A 16,583-nucleotide genomic window follows, 5' to 3' on the forward strand; every position below is an offset into this window, starting at 1 on the left:
TCAGATCAGGCCTTCCGCTTTCGTGCACGGGGCGTCGAGCTGCTTGATCAGCTGATCGGTCTTGGCCTGGTCGCCCTTGCCGATCGCGTCCAGCGCCTCGATCACGAGCTTCAGGCACTGCGCGATGACCTGCTTGTCGGCGTTGGCGGTGCCGAGCGAGTCCTTGGTGCCGTCGAGCTGCTGCTCGGTGTTCGTGAGCTTGGTCTTGGTGTCGGTGAGGTCCTTCTCCAGCGTGGAGATCTTGGAGTCGCGGGCGGCGATCGTGTCCTCGGCCGCGGTCAGCCGGGCCTGGGTGTCGTTCTGCTCACCGTTCTTCGCGATGAACAGCCCGCTCATCGTCAGCCCGAGGACGAGCAGCACCGCGGTCGCGGCACCGAGAACGATGACCAGCCGGTTCTTCTTCGGCGCGCCGGGCTGCTGCCCGTAGGCGCTCGGGCCGACCTCCCCGCCCGGGATCGGTGCGGTCTGGTGCACACCCGGGATCGGGCCGGTCGGGATCGGGCCGGTGGGCGCAGGCCCGTAGCCGGGCGCGCCGTATCCGGCCGGGGGCACGGACGTGGGCGGGCCCGAGGCGGGCGGTACCGAGGCCGGGGGCGCGGAGGCCGGCGGACCGGACGGCGGCGCCACCTCCGGAGGCGAGGAGTAGCTCGGCACGGTGTACTCGGCGCCGGACACCGGCGCGGCGTACTCACTGCCGGAGCCGGGCGTCGCCGGGTACGGGCTGGCCGCCGGCTGCGCCCACGGGTCGGACGCCGGGGCGGGCTGCTGCTCCGGCTGGGCCGGCTGGTACGGCGACGAGCCGTTCCACTGCGGATCGGACGAGTAGGGGCTGCCCTGGTTGCCGTAGCCCGGATTGGACACGGGGTTCCTCCTGGTCGTTCGCGTGGCGGTGAAGTAGCTCGGCGGGGCCCGGAGGTGGTGACGAGACCCGGCGGGGGACGGGGGGTAGAGCCTTCTCAGCAGCGGATGAGGCCCTTGCAGACCTCTTCGATCGGGATCGCGAGGCCGAGTCCGTCGGCCCCCTCGGCAACGATCTTGGCCTGGGCGATGCCGACGACCTCGCCGTCGGCGTTGATGACCGGGCCACCGGAGTTGCCCGGGTTGATCGCGGCGTCGAACTGGATCACCCGGGTGGAGAGGCCCTGGACGTCGTCGCGGACCGCGCTGACCACGCCGGTGGTCACGGTGTCGGTGAGGCCCAGCGGGGCACCGACGACGATCACCGGGTCACCGGGCGCGACCTCGACGGTGGCCTTCTTGAGCGGTGTGAACTTTGCGGTCGTGCGGAGGACTGCCAGGTCACGTCCCTTGTCGGTGTCCTCGACCGTGACCGGGTAGCTCTCCGATTCCCGCTGGATCGTCGCGTTGCGTCCGCCGGAGGACACCAGCCCGTCGACGACGTGGTAGTTCGTGATCAGCAGCGTGCCGCCCTCGGCGTCCTTGCCGAACGCGAACGCGGTGCCGGTGGCCTGCCCGGCCCGGACGCTGAACACCGAGGGCAGAACCTGCTTGGCCACCGCGGTGGAGTTCAGCGTGCCCTTGGTGCGCTCCTCGAGCGACTGGACGCGCTTCGTCAGGTTGCCGAGGTCCTCACGGTCCTTGGCTGCGGACGCCGCAGCCGAGGTCTGCGCGGCCTTCGCCTCGTCCAGATCACCGGAGTAGCGGGCCAGCAACACGGCCTGCACCACGACGACGATCAACAGGAAGACGGCGAGCCAGAAACCGATCGGACCGAGCTGCCGGGACGGCGGGCGGGAACCCGGCGGGGTGGTCCCCAGCGGTGAGCCGCCCAGCGGCTGGGTTCCGAGCGGCGAGCCGCCGAGCGGCTGGGCTCCGGGCGGCTGGGTTCCGAGCGGCTGGGTCGAAGCGTGCGGCAGCGGGCCGGTGGGCGCCGGAGCGCCGAACGCGGACGTCGACGAGTGTGACCCGGGCTGACCGGCCGTCGGGTAGCCGCTGCCGTACGGCGGCGCCGAGACGGTGCGCGAGGGCGCGCCGAACGCTCCGGTGGTCTGGCTGGGTGACGGCGGGGGCACGTGGGTACCGCCGTAGGCGCCGTTCGGCGATTGCTGCGACCAGCCACTCGTCGGCGGCCGCGGGCCCGGTAACGGACCGGTCGGCGCGCCGGGCGCGTGGGGCGCGGCGGAGTTCTCGTCCCCGCGGTCTGACATACCTGTGCTGCCTTCCTGCCCGGTGAACCGGTACCGGTCGTCCGGTCCGACCGCTTCGAGGCCACTGGGGGTTAGGAGTGCACACACAGCTCGTTCCCAGGGCCGGAACTCACCGTAGCGACCGCCGTCGACCCGGTCGACCGATCGGGGGTGTTCTGACGCCGATCCGACGCCCACGCGTAACCCCAGAGCGTGCCGACACCCACCGGGACCGGACGTCTCGCTACGGTGAAGGTGTGAACGAGGCGGCGAACATGGGTGCAGACGACACGGAGCAGCCGGCATTGCCGCCGACTACCGGGCCGGTCCACGAGCCACCTGTCGACGCTCCCGCGCCGGTTCCTCTGCTGGTGCCCCGCGACGGAACCCCGGAGCCGGTCGACACCGCCGAGGCCCTTGCCGAGGCAGCCGCACGGCTGGCCGCCGCGGGCGGGCCGGTCGCGGTGGACGCCGAGCGGGCGTCCGGGTACCGGTACGGCCAGCGTGCGTACCTGGTGCAGCTGCGGCGGGGTGGCTCGGAGGCCGGCGGCACGGTGCTGATCGACCCGCTGCCGTTCGACGACCTGGCGGTGGTCGACGCGGCGATCGTCGATACCGAGTGGGTCCTGCACGCGGCGAGCCAGGACCTGCCGTGCCTGGCCGAGCTGGGCCTGCGTCCCCGGAAGCTGTTCGACACCGAGCTGGCCGGGCGGCTGGCCGGGTTCGAGCGGGTCGGCCTGGGCGCGATGACCGAGCGGGTGCTCGGCCGGACGCTGGAGAAGGGGCACTCCGCGGCGGACTGGAGTACGCGTCCGCTGCCGGTGGAGTGGCTCACGTACGCGGCGCTCGACGTCGAGCTGCTGGTCGAGCTGCGGGACGCGCTCGCCGAGGAACTCGAGCGGCAGGGCAAGCAGGGCTGGGCCGAGGAGGAGTTCGCCGCGCTGGTGGCGAGTAAACCGCCGGCACCGCGGGCCGAGCCGTGGCGCCGGACGTCCGGAATTCACCGCGTGCGGACCGCCCGCGGGCTGGCCAGGGTCCGGGCGCTCTGGGAGGCGCGGGACGAGATCGCCCGCCGTCGGGACCTCGCGCCCGGACGGGTGCTGCCGGACTCCGCGATCGTCGCGGCGGCGCAGGCCGACCCGCCGGACGAGCGAGCGCTGCTCTCGCTGCCGGTGTACTCGGGACGGGCGACCCGGCGGCTCGCCGGTACCTGGCTCGATGCGCTGTCGACGTCACGCGCGCTGAAGCAGGACGAGTTGCCGACGACCGCGACCGGCGGCGACGGGCCACCGCCCGCACACCGCTGGGCCGACCGCGATCCGGCGGCCGCGGCCCGGCTGGTCAAGGCGAAGGCGATGGTCACCGCGTTGGCGGCCGAGCACAACCTGCCCGCGGAGAACCTGATCTCGCCGGACACCGTGCGGCGCGTCTGCTGGGCACCGCCGGACCCGCTGGACCTGGACGGTATCGAGCAGGCGCTACGCACCCACGGCGCCCGCGAGTGGCAGATCGGCCTAGTAGGCCCCGGCCTCTTGGAAGCGGCCCGCTGAGAGCGACGGCTGACGCGCGAGCGCGCCGACGCTCTCAGCGGGCGGTGCGCTAGGCGGGCACCGGGAAAGATCCCAGGAGGGTACGGACCTCGGTCGCGATGGCGTCGAGGGCGGGCTCGTCGCCCTCGGCCGCAACCGCGCGGTCGATGAAGTCGGCGATCAACGGCATCTCCGCGGTCGTGAGACCGCGCGTGGTCACCGCCGCGGTGCCGATCCGGATGCCCGAGGGGTCGAACGGCTTACGCGGGTCGAACGGCACCGTGTTGTAGTTCAGCTCGATGCCTGCCCGGTCGAGCGCCTTGGCGGCCGGCTTTCCACCGATGCCCTTCGGCGAGAGGTCCGCCAGGATCAGGTGGTTGTCGGTGCCGCCGGACACCAGGTCGAAGCCGCGCTCCAGCAGCGCCTCGGCGAGCGCCTTCGCGTTCGCCACCACCTGGTGGGCGTACGTGCCGAACTCCGGCGTTGCCGCCTCTTTGAGCGCGACCGCGATCGCCGCCGTTGTGTGGTTGTGCGGCCCGCCCTGCAGGCCCGGGAAGACCGCCTTGTCCAGCGGCTTCGCGTACTCCTCGGTCGACATCAGCATCGCGCCGCGCGGCCCGCGGAGCGTCTTGTGCGTCGTCGTCGAGATGATGTCGGCGTGCCCGACCGGCGACGGGTGCGCGCCACCGGCGATCAGCCCGGCGATGTGCGCGATGTCCGCCGCGAGCACCGCTCCCACTTCGCGAGCGATGGCCGCGAAGCCGGCGAAGTCGATCGTGCGGGGCACGGCGGTGCCGCCGCAGAAGATCAGCTTGGGACGCTCGCGCAGCGCCAGCTCGCGCACCTCGTCCAGGTCGACGCGGCCGGTCTCCTTGCGGACGCCGTAGTGCACGGCGCGGAACCACTTGCCGGTCGCGGACACGTTCCAGCCGTGCGTGAGGTGACCACCGTGCGGCAGCCCCATGCCCATCACGGTGTCGCCCGGCTGCAGCAGCGCCAGGTAGATCGCGAGGTTCGCGGGTGAGCCGGAGTACGGCTGCACGTTCGCGTGCTCGACGCCGAACACGGCCTTGGCCCTGGCGATCGCCAGCTCCTCGAGCGGGTCGACGAGCTGCTGGCCCTCGTAGTACCGCTTGCCGGCGTAGCCCTCGGAGTACTTGTTCGTGAACACCGAGCCGGTTGCCTCGAGCACCGCCGCCGACACGTAGTTCTCCGACGCGATCAGCCGGATCGTGTCCTGCTGACGCTGCGCCTCGGCGTCGATGAGTCGGGCGACCTCGGGGTCCTCGGCGGTCAGGTGGGGGGTCGGGGGCTGGTTCAGTGGCATCGCGGGCTCCCTCGCTGCTGCGGCCCGGCGGCACCCGCCGGACACACTGGTGTCGTCAGCCCCGCCACCCAGGCGCACGGTGTTCGTACGGGTCGGTGCCGCTTCCCGGTGGTCAGTTCCACCTCGACTACGCCAGTCGCGACCACGTGAGCCTATCGCGTGCCCCGCGCCGCGCCGAATGACGCGTTCTCGGCCTCTACGGCAGCGTTACACCCCGCTTTCGCGTGATTCAGCGCGCCCGGCGACGGGGAAGAGGCGCTCCTGAGCCGTGCCGCGCCCGGCTGTTACATGGCGGGTGTGCGGCGTCACATGCCGCGTGGAGTTACCCGCCAGTATTACCGGCGAGTAGCATTCGCCGTATCAACAGCGTTACCACCAATCTGTGGAGGACCTGTGTCCCGTCCCAGCCGTGACGTGGTCTTCGTCGACGGCGTCCGCACCCCGTTCGGCAAGGCCGGACCGAAGGGGATCTACGCCGAGACGCGCGCCGACGACCTCGTGATTCGCACCATCCGCGAGCTGCTCCGCCGCAACCCGTCGCTGCCGCCGGAGCGCATCGACGAGGTGGCGATCGCAGCGACCACCCAGACCGGCGACCAGGGCCTCACGATCGGTCGGACCGCCGCGCTCCTGGCCGGGCTGCCGAAGTCGGTGCCCGGCTTCGCCGTCGACCGGATGTGCGCCGGCGCGATGACCGCGGCCACCAGCGTCGCCGGTGGCATCGCGTTCGGGGCGTACGACGTCGCGATCGCCGGTGGCGTCGAGCACATGGGCCGCCACCCGATGGGCGAGGGCGTCGACCCGAACCCGCGGTTCCTCTCCGAGCGGATCGTCGACCCGTCCGCGCTGGTCATGGGCCAGACCGCGGAGAACCTGCACGACCGCTTCCCGCACCTGACCAAGGAGCGTTGCGACGCGTTCGCGCTGGGCAGCCAGCAGAAGTACGCCAAGGCGCTCGCGGACGGCAAGATCCAGCAGGACCTGGTCACGGTCGCCACCCGCAGCGCCGAGAAGGGCTGGGGCCTGGCCACCGCCGACGAGCCGCCGCGCCCGGAGACGACGCTCGAGGGCCTGGCCGGCTTGAAGACGCCGTTCCGCCCGCACGGCCGGGTCACCGCCGGTAACGCCGCCGGTCTCAACGACGGCGCGACCGCGAGCATCCTGGCCGCCGAGGACGTCGCCCGCGAGCTGAGCCTGCCGATCGGCGCCCGGCTGGTCTCGTACGCGTTCGTCGGCGTCGAGCCCGAGGTGATGGGCGTCGGCCCGGTGCCCGCCACCGAGAAGGCGCTGGCCAAGGCAGGCCTGACGATCGACGACATCGGCCTGTTCGAGCTCAACGAGGCGTTCGCCGTCCAGGTGCTCGCGCTGCTCGACCACTTCGGCATCGCCGACGACGACGAGCGCGTCAACCCGTGGGGTGGCGCGATCGCGATCGGTCACCCGCTGGCGTCCTCCGGCGTCCGGCTCTTCACCCAGCTCGCGCGGCACTTCGCGGAGCGTCCGCAGGTCCGGTACGGCCTCACCGCGATGTGCATCGGCATCGGCATGGGCGGGGCGGTCATCTGGGAGAACCCCAACTGGGAGGGTGGCAAGTGACCACGCCTGAATTCAGCGACGAGGTCGTCACCAACGCCTACGTCCGTTACGTCACCCTGCCGGACCTCGACGGCGAGATCGCGCTGATCACGCTCGACAACGGCAAGGACCACACGCGCCCGTCGACGTTCGGGCCGGGCGGCCTGGCCAGCCTGAACACCGCACTCGACGAAATCGAGGCGCACACCCCCGCGGTCAGGGCGATCGCGGTCACCGGCAAGCCGTTCATCTTCGCGGTGGGCGCCGACCTGAGCGGCGTCTCCCGCATCACGAGCCGTGACCAGGGCCTGGAGGTCGCGCGGCTCGGCCACGCGGCGTTCGCGCGGCTGCGCAACGCGTCCGTGCCCACGTTCGCGTTCGTCAACGGCGCGGCGATGGGCGGCGGTGTCGAGATCGGGCTGCACTGCGACTACCGGACGATCTCGTCCGGCGCCGCGGCGCTCGCGCTGCCCGAGGTGTTCCTGGGGCTGGTTCCGGGCTGGGGTGGCACCTGGCTGCTGCCGAACCTGATCGGTGCCGAGGGCGCGGTGAAGGTGATCATCGAGAACGCGCTCAACCAGAACAAGATGCTCAAGCCCAAGGAGTACCTGGGCCTGGGCATCGGCGACGCGCTGTTCGAGCCGGCCGACTTCCTCGAGCGGTCCCTCGAATGGGCCGCCGGTGTTCTCCGCGGTGACATCACGGTCGAGCGCAAGCCGGTCGACCGCGACGCGTGGGACGCCGCCGTCGCCAACGGACGGGCCTTCGCCGACGGCAAGGTGCACGGCGCCTCGCCGTCGCCGTACCGGGCGCTCGACCTGATCGCGGCTGCCAAGTCGAACACGTTCGAGGAGGGCACCGCCGCCGAGGACGAGGCGCTCGCCGACCTGATCATGGGCGACGAGCTGCGGGCCGGTCTGTACTCGTTCGACCTGGTCCAGAAGCGCGCCAAGCGCCCGGTGGGTGTGCCGGACCGGAAACTGGCCCGGCCCGTGACGAAGGTCGGCGTCGTCGGCGCCGGTCTGATGGCCAGTCAGCTCGCGCTGCTGTTCGCCCGCAAGCTCGAGGTTCCGGTCGTCCTGACCGACCTCGACCAGGCGCGCCTGGACAAGGGCGTCGGGTACGTGCACGCCGAGATCGACAAGCTGCTGGAGCGCCGCCGGGTCTCCCCCGACAAGGCCAACCGCCTCAAGGCGCTGGTCACCGGCTCGCTGACCAAGGACGCGTTCGCCGACGCCGACTTCGTCATCGAGGCGGTGTTCGAGGAGATCGGCGTCAAGCAGCAGGTGTTCGCCGAGGTCGAGGCCGTCGTGTCGGCGGAGTGCATCCTCGCGACGAACACCTCTTCGCTGTCGATCACCGAGATGGCGTCGAAGCTGGCGCACCCGGAGCGTGTGGTCGGGTTTCACTTCTTCAACCCGGTCGCGGTGCTCCCGCTGCTCGAGATCGTCCGCGCCGAGCAGACCGACGACGCCTCGCTGGCCACCGCGTTCGCGGTCGGCAAGTCGCTGGGCAAGTCGTGCGTGCTGGTCAAGGACGCCCCCGCGTTCGTCGTCAACCGGCTGCTGACCCGCTTCCTCGGCGAGGTCACGAAGTCGATCGACGAGGGCACCGACTTCCTCGAGGCCGACCGGGCGCTGGAGCCGCTGGGCCTGCCGATGAGCCCGCTGCTGCTGCTCCAGCTGGTGGGTCCGGCGATCGCGCTGCACGTGTCCGAGACGCTGCACGGCCACTACCCGGACCGGTTCTACGTCTCGGAGAACATGCGCAAGGTCGTGGGCGCGGGCAAGACCGCGTTCCTCGACTGGTCGACCGGCGCACCGCAGGTCGACGCCGAGGTGGCCGCGCTCTACGGCCCGCGTGGCGGCGGCCCGTCGGCGGAGGAGATCCGCGAGCGCGCCCAGGCGGCCCTGGCCGAGGAGATCCGGCTGATGCTGGACGAAGGCGTCGTCGCGGCGGCGCAGGACATCGACCTGTGCATGATTCTCGGCGCTGGGTGGCCGTTCCACCTCGGCGGGATCACGCCGTACCTGGACCGGGCCGGTGTGTCCGAGAAGGTGACCGGCCAGCGATTCCTGGCTCCGGGCGTAGCCAGCGTCCCGGCCTGATCCGAGCATTCACCGGCGGCCCGGCATCCCTCTAGGGGTGCCGGGCCGCCGCTGTCAAGAGCTAACCTTCGAGCTGTGGACGACGAGTGGCCGAGTGAGGCAGATCCCGAGCGAATCGAGCAACAACGAAGCCTCCGCGAGCGGATATGCACGAAGTTTTCCCCAGATACTTTTCGGGCTCCCACAGCGACCGGAGAGCCCGATAGCGTCGATCTCATGGCAGCAGTAACGAGCTCCTACGATTCGCACCTCGAAGAAGAGGAAGAGGCGATCGGATGGACCGAGGACGAACTGGAAATGGTGCCGGAGAAGGTCCGGTACGAGATCGAGGACGGAATTCTCTCTGTGTCGCCGCGTCCAGCCCTGTGGCATCAGAGGTTCTTGCTGATCGTCGCGACGATGCTCGATTCTCAGTGCCCGGAAGAATGGACTCCGGTTCCGGAGGCCGAGATCCGGGTTTACGAGAACGACAAGATCACTCAATCGCGCTCGCCCGACCTGATGGTGGTGCCGACGAAACTGACCACCACGGAGGCCGACCGAGGCTGGGTCTATCCGCAGGAGATCGCGCTTGCTCTGGAGATCGTTTCGCGGTCATCGCGCATCACGGATCGCATGACGAAAGCCGCGCTGTACGCGGAATGGAAGATCCCGCTGTATCTGCGAGTGGAGAGCAAACCGCGCCTCGCTCTGTACGAGTACCGACTCGATACAACGACCGGTCAGTACCGGACACCGATGGAATACCTCGACGTATTCGAGACCGATGATCCGTTTCCGATTCCGCTCGAGCTTTCGCAGCTGGCGTGAGCCGACGCCGACTCGCGGGACGGTAGGGAGCGGGGAGACTGCCAGACGCTCGGCGTCCAAATGATGCATGTGAGACGTGAGCCGATACGCGGAGGGATCACCGACGGGCACGCCGGTCTCTACGGTGACCGGCATGACAGCCGCGGTAGGACTCTACGAACCACCGGACGGATGGTCCGACGAAGAGCTGGTGCAGGTCCCGGAGGGCGTGCACTACGAGATCGAGGACGGCCGGCTGGTCGTCTCTCCCCGGCCGACGTTCTGGCACCAGGAAGCGTGCCGCCGATTGACGAACGTCATCGAGGAGCAGTGCCCGAGCCAGTTCTGGCCGGTGCAAGAGGGTGAAGTCCGAATCTACGACGGTCGAGTCGTCGCCGAATTACGGGCGCCCGACATCCTCGTCGTGCCGCGAGAGCTGACCCGGCGCGGGGCGTACCGCGGCTGGGCGCACCCGCACGAGGTCTCGCTGGCCGCCGAGGTGGTTTCCCGGCACTCGTACACGCCGGACCGCACGACGAAGGTCGCGGTCTACGCGGCCTGGGGCATCCCGCTCTACCTGCGGTTGGAGACCGAGCCCGAGGTCGTGCTGTACGCCTACCGGCTGGGCAGCAACAAGACGTACGAGAAGCCCACCGAGCACCGCGAGTTGTTCACGACCGACGAGCCGTTCCAGATCCAGATCGACCCCGCTCTCTGGGGCTGAGTTACCGAGCGAACGGCCGACCGGACCGGATCGCGGCGGGGTCGGTCTGGTCGTCACCGCTCGGCTGCTGCCCGTTGCCCGTGCGACACCCCCACGGGCAACGGGCCTTCGTCATGTTCGGGGTCGGAGATTCCCAGGGGTGCGGGTCAGGGGTATACCCGATGTGCCGACGAGCTAAGGGTCCCTACAGTTCGCGCCGTGACCGTCATTGCGACTCAATCCCTGTCGAAACAGTACGACGGTGGCGTTCGGGCGCTCGACAACCTGTCCGTCACGATCGACTCCGCGGTGGTGTCCGGCGCTGAAGCCGGCGGCGTCGTCGGCCTCGTCGGTGCGAACGGCGCCGGTAAGTCGACGTTCCTGAAGATCGTTCTCGGACTGCTGCCCCCGTCGAGCGGCGGCATCCAGGTTCTCGGGCTCGATCCGACCGTCGACGGCGAGCTCGTTCGCGCCCGCGTGGGCTACATGCCCGAGTACGACTGCCTGCCGCCCGACATCTCCGCGTCCGAGCTGGTCACCCACCTCGGGCGGATCAGCGGGCTGCCGAAGGCGACGGCCCGCGAGCGGGCGTCCGAGACGCTGCGCCACGTCGGGCTGTACGAGGAGCGCTACCGGCAGATCGGTGGCTACTCGACCGGCATGAAACAGCGGGTGAAGCTGGCCCAGGCGCTCGTGCACGACCCCGATCTGCTGCTGCTCGACGAGCCGACCAACGGCCTCGACCCGGCGGGCCGGGACGCGATGCTCGACCTGGTCCGCCGGATCGGCGCCGAGTTCGGGATCACGGTCGTCATCTGCTCGCACCTGCTCGGAGAGATCGAGCGCATCTGCGACTACCTGGTGGCTCTCGACGGCGGCAAACTGCTGCGCGCCGACCGCGTCGACGCGATGACCACCGGTCAGGACGAACTCGTCATCGAGGTCGACTCCAACGCGGAGGCCCTCGTCGAGCTGCTGTCCACCCGCGGTGTGGACGCCACGCAAGATGGCCGCACCGTGGCCGTACCGCTGGTCGACCCCGGGACGTACGACCAGATCCTGGACGCGGTCGCCGATCTCCACCTGGCACTGCACCGGCTGGACCAGCGGCGTCACCGCGTAGCCGAACTCTTTGCGAGGGCCTCATGACTACCGGCGTCATCCATGACCTCGGGTACCAGCGGTACACCGGGCCGCGCCTCGGCCGCGGGTACGCGTTTCGCACGCTGTACGCCCATACCGTCCGAACCGCGTTCGGCCTCGGCCGCGGCGTCAAGGCGAAGATCTTCAGCTGGTCGATGATCGGTCTCATCGGCGGCGTCGGCGTCGTGGTCACCGCGATCGAGGCGCAGACCGGCGAGGAAGTGATGACCGGTCCGCAGTTCGTCGACAACATGTCGACGCTGATCATCCTGCTCCTGGCCGCGGTCGCGCCCGAGCTGACCTCCCGGGACCAGCAGACCCGCGCCCTGGGGCTGTACCTGGCCCGGCCGATGCGACGCTCGGACTACGCGCTGGCCCGGCTGACCGGCGCGCTCACCACGCTCTGGCTGGTGCTGGCCGGCCCGCTGACGCTGATGTTCGCCGGCACGGCGCTCTCCACCAAGGACGGCGCGCGCGGCGTCGCCGACGCTGCCGGGGACTGGGCCGCAGGCCTGGCGCACGCGGCGACCGTCGTTCTCGTGCTCACCTCGATCAGCCTGCTGATCGCGTCGCTGATCAAGCGCCGGGCGGTCGCCGCCGCCGCGGTCGTCGCGGTGTTCCTGGTGACGCTGCCTGCCGTCGGGATCTCCGAGGAGCTGAGCAACAGCCAGGGCGTCAACGAACTGGTCTCGATGGTCAGCCCGCCGACCGCGCTGAGCTACCTCAGCACGTGGCTCTACGCGGACGGCCAGTGGGAGTACAGCGACGCCCACGTCGTCCACGGCCCGTGGCTGCTGGTGTACACCGTCGCCGTCATCGCCGCCTGCGCCGCGCTGCTGGTGGCCCGATACCGGAAGGTCCCGGCATGAGCGCGACCACCGTCTCCGATACGCGTTCGGACGCACCGGCGAAGGCCGTGCTCGAGATCAACGGGGTGTCGCGCTGGTTCGGCAACGTCGTCGCGGTCAACGACATCTCGATGTCGATCGGCACCGGCGTCACCGGCCTGCTCGGCCCCAACGGGGCCGGAAAGACCACGTTGCTGCATCTGATGGCCGGTCTGCTGCAGCCCTCCCGCGGTTCGATCACGCTGGCCGACGCCCCGGTCTGGCGCAACCCGGCGATCTACGCGTCGCTCGGTCTGGTCGTCGACCGCGAGGACACCTACGGCTTCCTGTCCGCCCGTGAGCTGGTCGAGGCCACCGCGAAGCTGCACAAGCTGCCGCAGCCACGGGCCGCGACGGACCGGGCGATCGCGATGGTCGGGCTGGGCAGCGCGGCCGACCGCCGGATCGCCACCTACTCCAAGGGCATGCGCCAGCGCGCCCGGGTGGCCGCCGCCCTGGTGCACGACCCGGCCGTCCTGCTGCTCGACGAGCCGTTCAACGGCATGGACCCCCGGCAGCGGCTGGAGCTCATGGAGCTCCTGCAGCGCATGGGCGAGTCCGGACGCACGGTGCTGTTCAGCTCGCACATCCTGGAGGAGGTCGAGCAGGTCTCGCAGTCGATCCAGGTGATGGTGGCCGGGCGGCTCGCCGCGTCCGGCGATCACCGGGCGATCCGCCGGTTGATGACGCAGCGGCCGCACGAGTTCCGGCTGGCCTCCAGCGACGACCGTGCGCTGGGCGTGGCGCTGCTGGGCCTGGAGTGCGTCTCCGGCATCGAGCTGGAACCGCCGGGGCTGTTGGTGCGGGCCCGTGACTACGGCGCGTTCACGCTGGCGCTGCCCCCGACGGCGCGCGCCGCCGGGGTGCGGCTGTACCAGGTGCTGCCCGCCGACGAGTCGCTGGAAAGCGTCTTCTCGTATCTCATCGCAGGCTGAGGGGTTGTCGTGTCCGGAGTAATCGCGCGGATCACTGTTCGAGGCCTTCTCGGCCGACGGCGGTTCTTGCTGCTGTTGCCGCTCCCGCTGCTGCTGATCGCGGCCGCGTCGATCGGCCGCATCTCGGGGGTCTCCCCGTCGGAGTGGGCCGAGGCCGTCTTGACGCAGGTCGGGTTCGCGGTGGTGTTGCCGCTGATCGCGCTGATCGTCGGCACCGGCGTGCTGGGCTCGGAGCTCGAGGACGGCAGCGCGGTCACGATCCTGACGACACCGGTGTCGCGCGGGACGATCGTGCTGACGAAGCTGGCCGTCGCGATCGGGATCACCACGGTGGCCACCGCGGTGCCGATGTTCATCGCCGGCGTCATCGTGGATTCGGCCCGGCTCGGCGTCGGGCTGGCGGTCGGGGCGTTCGTCGGCACGGTCGCTTACACCACGCTGTTCATCGCGTTGAGCGTCATCAGCCGCCGGCCGGTGCTGATCGCCCTGGGTTACCTGGTGATCTGGGAAGGCACGCTGGTCAGCATCCTGTCCGGGGTGCGGTGGCTGAGCATCCGGCAGTTCGCGTCAGCGGTGGGTGATCGCGCGGCGTCGACCGAGTTGCTGTCGGTCGATGTCCCGGCGCTCTACGCGGTGCTGGCCACGGCGGTGCTGGCGGTGGCGGCGACCACGCTGGCGATCGACCGGCTCAGCGCGTACAGCGTGCGCGGCGAGACCGGCTGAGCCGGTGAAGGCCGACCACGGTCGGCCCTTCACCGCGGTTGGATCGTTAGGAGGACGCCGTCGCGGAGCGCCACCCGGGCGGTGGTGCCGCTCAGGACGTTCGAGACGCCGCGGGTCGTGCCGGGCGGCAGATCCTCGTCCCGCAACGGGTATTCCAGGCCCTCGGTCCGGATGCCGATGGCCGCTCCGTGCACCGGCAGCAGCGTGACGACATCGCCGGGTTCGCCGGTGAGCACCGCCTCGGTCCGCACCACCGTGACCGTTGCGGACGCCCACCGCGCCTGGACTTCGACACCCGCGTAGAGCGGCGACGCGAGCAGGAACGCCACCGCCAGCCAGTGGTCGAACCGCCCGCCGGCTCCACCCAGGACGACGATCCGCGCGGGGCGCAGCGCCAGGGCGGCGTCCAACGCCAGCTCCAGGTCGGTCGCGTCCTTGGCCGCCGGATGACGCTCGACCCGGCCGCCGGCCGCCTCCACCCGCTCGGCCGCGCCGGGCGACGCCGAGTCGAAGTCACCGATCGCCAGGCCGACCCGCAGCCCGATCGCGTGCGCGCCGTCCACACCCGAGTCGGCGGCCACCACGAACGCGTCGGTGGGCAGACCCTTCAGAAATTCGGCGGAGGGTGTCTCACCCCCGGCCACCACGATCACGCAGGACGAATCGGCCGGCGGGGCAGTTGCCCCGCCGGCCGATTCGCATGCCGACGTACTCAGCTCGCCGTCGCGTGCTCGGGGAACCGGGCGATCGTCGCGAACTCGTCCGCGTCGGTGCTCGCGCCGCCGACCAGGGCGCCGTCCACGTCGGGCTGCGCCATGATCGCGGCGACGTTCTTCGCCTTCACCGAGCCGCCGTAGAGGATCCGGATGCCGTTCGCGATCTCCGGCGAGTACTTCTCGGCCAGCCGGGTGCGGATCGCCGCGCAGACCTCCTGCGCGTCCTCGGGCGTCGCCACCTTGCCGGTGCCGATCGCCCAGACCGGCTCGTAGGCGATGACGATGCTCGCGACCTGCTCGGCCGAGATCTTCGCCAGCGCCGCGTCGAGCTGCGCCGTGCAGTGCGGCACGTGCCCGGCGGCCTCGCGGACGTCGAGCCGCTCACCGATGCACAGGATCGGGGTGAGCCCGTGCTTGTAGGCGGCCTTCACCTTGGCGTTGACCACCGTGTCGTCCTCGTGGTGGTACTCGCGCCGCTCGGAGTGGCCGATCACCACGTAGGTGCAGCCGAGCTTCGCCAGCATCGACCCGGAGATGTCCCCGGTGTAGGCGCCGGAGTCGTGCGGCGACAGGTCCTGCGCACCGTAGACGAGGTGCAGCTTGTCGCCGTCGACCAGCGTCTGCACGCTGCGCAGGTCGGTGAACGGCGGGATGACCGCGACCTCGACCAGCGCCAGCTGCTCCTCGGTGAGGCTGATCGCGACCTTCTGCGTCAGCGCGATCGCCTCGAGGTGGTTGAGGTTCATCTTCCAGTTGCCCGCGATCAGCGGACGACGCTCGAACGTCACCTTCTTGGCCATGTCACGCCTTCCCGAGCGCAGCGACGCCGGGCAGTTCCTTGCCCTCCAGGAATTCCAGCGAGGCACCGCCGCCCGTGGAGATGTGCCCGAACCGGGACTCGTCGATCCCCAGCTGGCGCACCGCGGCAGCCGAGTCGCCGCCGCCGACGATCGTCAGCCCGTCGACCGAGGCCACTGCCTCGGCCACCCCGCGCGTGCCCGCCGCGAATGGCGCCAGCTCGAACACGCCCATCGGGCCGTTCCAGAACACGGTCTTCGCGCCCGCGAGCTTGCCCGCGAACAGTTCGACCGAGGCCGGGCCGATGTCCAGGCCCTTCCAGCCTTCCTCGATCTTGTCGGCCGCGACGACCTTCGTGTTCGCGTCCGCGCTGAAGTCGTCGGCGAGCACGACGTCGGTCGGCAGGACGATCTTGTCGCCGCCCTCGGACAGCAGCCGGCGGCAGGTGTCGATCATCTCCTGCTCCAGCAGCGACCCACCGATGCCGTGGCCCTGCGCGGCCAGGAACGTGAAGCACATGCCGCCACCGATCAGCAGCGTGTCGACCTTCGGCAGCAGCGCGTCGATGACGCCGAGCTTGTCGGAGACCTTGCTGCCGCCGAGCACGACGACGTACGGCCGAGCCGGGTCGCCGGTCAGCGTCTGCAGCACCTCCAGCTCACGGCGGACCAGGCCACCCGCGTACGCGGGCAGCAGCTCGGCCAGGTCGTAGACGCTCGCGTGCTTGCGGTGCACGGCGCCGAACGCGTCGTCCACGTACGCGCCGTCGCGACCGGCGAAGTGCGACAGCTGCTCCGCGAACGCCTTGCGCTCGGCGTCGTCCTTGCTGGTCTCGCCCTTGTTGAACCGAAGGTTCTCGAGCAGCACGACACCGCCGTCGCCGAGCCCGGCGACGATCTCCTGGGCCTGCGGCCCGACCGTGTCGGACGCGAACGCGACCGGCGCGCCCAGCAGCTCGTCGAGCCGCTCGGCGACCGGCTCCAGCGAGTACTTCGGGTCCGGCGCGCCCTTGGGGCGGCCGAGGTGGGAGAAGACGACCACCTTCGCGCCGGCGTCGCGGAGCGCGGTGATCGTCGGCAGGACGGCACGGATCCGTCCGTCGTCGGTGATCTTCTGTCCGTCGAGCGGGACGTTGAGGTCGGCGCGCACGAGCACGCGCCGCCCCTCAACGCCCTCGGCGAGCAGGTCGTCGAGGGTCTTCAC

15 protein-coding genes and 1 riboswitch are annotated in these 16,583 nt (G+C 70.7%); of the genes, 9 read left to right on the forward strand and 6 right to left on the reverse strand.

Features of this window, described 5'->3' with window-relative positions:
* Together BUB75_RS25560 and BUB75_RS44395 are read right to left on the reverse strand one after the other, a co-directional pair.
* Window positions 1-861: a hypothetical protein gene (locus tag BUB75_RS25560; RefSeq protein WP_073260360.1), complete on the reverse strand. Its 861-nt coding sequence runs from the start codon at window positions 859-861 to the stop codon at window positions 1-3.
* A 95-nt stretch (window positions 862-956) separates the two neighbouring features.
* Window positions 957-2,168, reverse strand: a complete 1,212-nt coding sequence (locus tag BUB75_RS44395) for a S1C family serine protease (RefSeq protein ID WP_084741696.1) — start codon at window positions 2,166-2,168, stop codon at window positions 957-959.
* Window positions 2,169-2,422: 254 nt separating this feature from the next.
* On the opposite strand from BUB75_RS44395, the gene BUB75_RS25570 reads away from it, so the two are divergent.
* The gene (locus BUB75_RS25570) at window positions 2,423-3,697 is read left to right on the forward strand and encodes an HRDC domain-containing protein (RefSeq protein ID WP_084741775.1); all 1,275 of its coding nucleotides are present in this window, start codon (window positions 2,423-2,425) and stop codon (window positions 3,695-3,697) included.
* A gap of 49 nt (window positions 3,698-3,746) precedes the next feature.
* On the opposite strand, the gene BUB75_RS25575 is transcribed toward BUB75_RS25570, so the two are convergent.
* Complete coding sequence (locus tag BUB75_RS25575; protein WP_218617753.1) at window positions 3,747-5,003, reverse strand: serine hydroxymethyltransferase; 1,257 nt, start codon at window positions 5,001-5,003, stop codon at window positions 3,747-3,749.
* 59 nt (window positions 5,004-5,062) lie between these two features.
* Window positions 5,063-5,153: riboswitch (ZMP/ZTP riboswitch) on the reverse strand.
* A gap of 243 nt (window positions 5,154-5,396) precedes the next feature.
* Between BUB75_RS25575 and BUB75_RS25580 the strand changes: the two genes are divergently transcribed.
* From BUB75_RS25580 to BUB75_RS25615, 8 genes are all read left to right on the forward strand, one after another.
* Window positions 5,397-6,599, forward strand: coding sequence for a thiolase family protein (locus tag BUB75_RS25580; RefSeq protein ID WP_073260361.1), 1,203 nt, complete (start codon window positions 5,397-5,399; stop codon window positions 6,597-6,599).
* Entirely contained in the window at window positions 6,596-8,686 is a 2,091-nt protein-coding gene (locus BUB75_RS25585; RefSeq protein WP_218617754.1) for a 3-hydroxyacyl-CoA dehydrogenase NAD-binding domain-containing protein, read from the forward strand. The genes BUB75_RS25580 and BUB75_RS25585 overlap by 4 nt, the downstream gene beginning before the upstream one ends.
* 216 nt (window positions 8,687-8,902) lie before the next feature.
* On the forward strand, window positions 8,903-9,496 hold the full coding sequence (locus BUB75_RS25590; RefSeq protein ID WP_073260362.1) for a Uma2 family endonuclease: 594 nt from the start codon (window positions 8,903-8,905) through the stop codon (window positions 9,494-9,496).
* 133 nt (window positions 9,497-9,629) lie between these two features.
* On the forward strand, window positions 9,630-10,199 hold the full coding sequence (locus tag BUB75_RS25595) for a Uma2 family endonuclease (RefSeq protein WP_143175399.1): 570 nt from the start codon (window positions 9,630-9,632) through the stop codon (window positions 10,197-10,199).
* Window positions 10,200-10,397: 198 nt separating this feature from the next.
* The gene (locus tag BUB75_RS25600; protein ID WP_073260364.1) at window positions 10,398-11,327 is read left to right on the forward strand and encodes an ABC transporter ATP-binding protein; all 930 of its coding nucleotides are present in this window, start codon (window positions 10,398-10,400) and stop codon (window positions 11,325-11,327) included.
* Entirely contained in the window at window positions 11,324-12,190 is an 867-nt protein-coding gene (locus tag BUB75_RS25605) for an ABC transporter permease subunit (RefSeq protein WP_073260365.1), read from the forward strand. Before BUB75_RS25600 ends, BUB75_RS25605 begins: the two co-directional genes overlap by 4 nt.
* Window positions 12,187-13,143: an ABC transporter ATP-binding protein gene (locus tag BUB75_RS25610; protein WP_073260366.1), complete on the forward strand. Its 957-nt coding sequence runs from the start codon at window positions 12,187-12,189 to the stop codon at window positions 13,141-13,143. The genes BUB75_RS25605 and BUB75_RS25610 overlap by 4 nt, the downstream gene beginning before the upstream one ends.
* A 9-nt stretch (window positions 13,144-13,152) precedes the next feature.
* Entirely contained in the window at window positions 13,153-13,866 is a 714-nt protein-coding gene (locus BUB75_RS25615) for an ABC transporter permease (RefSeq protein WP_218617755.1), read from the forward strand.
* Between the two features lie 29 nt (window positions 13,867-13,895).
* Here the strand turns inward: BUB75_RS25615 and BUB75_RS25620 are convergent, their stop codons facing one another.
* Genes BUB75_RS25620 through BUB75_RS25630 form a run of 3 tightly spaced genes read right to left on the reverse strand, consistent with a single transcriptional unit; the run spans window position 13,896 to window position 16,583 of the window.
* On the reverse strand, window positions 13,896-14,519 hold the full coding sequence (locus BUB75_RS25620; RefSeq protein ID WP_073260367.1) for a thiamine diphosphokinase: 624 nt from the start codon (window positions 14,517-14,519) through the stop codon (window positions 13,896-13,898).
* Between the two features lie 59 nt (window positions 14,520-14,578).
* The gene (gene tpiA, locus BUB75_RS25625) at window positions 14,579-15,382 is read right to left on the reverse strand and encodes a triose-phosphate isomerase (RefSeq protein ID WP_073260368.1); all 804 of its coding nucleotides are present in this window, start codon (window positions 15,380-15,382) and stop codon (window positions 14,579-14,581) included.
* Between the two features lies 1 nt (window position 15,383).
* On the reverse strand, window positions 15,384-16,583 hold the full coding sequence (locus BUB75_RS25630) for a phosphoglycerate kinase (protein ID WP_073260369.1): 1,200 nt from the start codon (window positions 16,581-16,583) through the stop codon (window positions 15,384-15,386).

This window comes from Cryptosporangium aurantiacum, assembly GCF_900143005.1.
GTDB lineage: Bacteria > Actinomycetota > Actinomycetes > Mycobacteriales > Cryptosporangiaceae > Cryptosporangium > Cryptosporangium aurantiacum.

Coding starts and splice junctions, on each gene's coding strand:
- BUB75_RS25610 (WP_073260366.1), top strand. CDS start 12,187: ATGAGCGCGACCACCGTCTCCGATACGCGTTCGGACGCACCGGCGAAG.
- BUB75_RS25590 (WP_073260362.1), top strand. CDS start 8,903: ATGGCAGCAGTAACGAGCTCCTACGATTCGCACCTCGAAGAAGAGGAA.
- BUB75_RS25570 (WP_084741775.1), top strand. CDS start 2,423: ATGGGTGCAGACGACACGGAGCAGCCGGCATTGCCGCCGACTACCGGG.
- BUB75_RS25575 (WP_218617753.1), bottom strand. CDS start 5,003: ATGCCACTGAACCAGCCCCCGACCCCCCACCTGACCGCCGAGGACCCC.
- BUB75_RS25605 (WP_073260365.1), top strand. CDS start 11,324: ATGACTACCGGCGTCATCCATGACCTCGGGTACCAGCGGTACACCGGG.
- tpiA (WP_073260368.1), bottom strand. CDS start 15,382: ATGGCCAAGAAGGTGACGTTCGAGCGTCGTCCGCTGATCGCGGGCAAC.
- BUB75_RS44395 (WP_084741696.1), bottom strand. CDS start 2,168: ATGTCAGACCGCGGGGACGAGAACTCCGCCGCGCCCCACGCGCCCGGC.
- BUB75_RS25595 (WP_143175399.1), top strand. CDS start 9,630: ATGACAGCCGCGGTAGGACTCTACGAACCACCGGACGGATGGTCCGAC.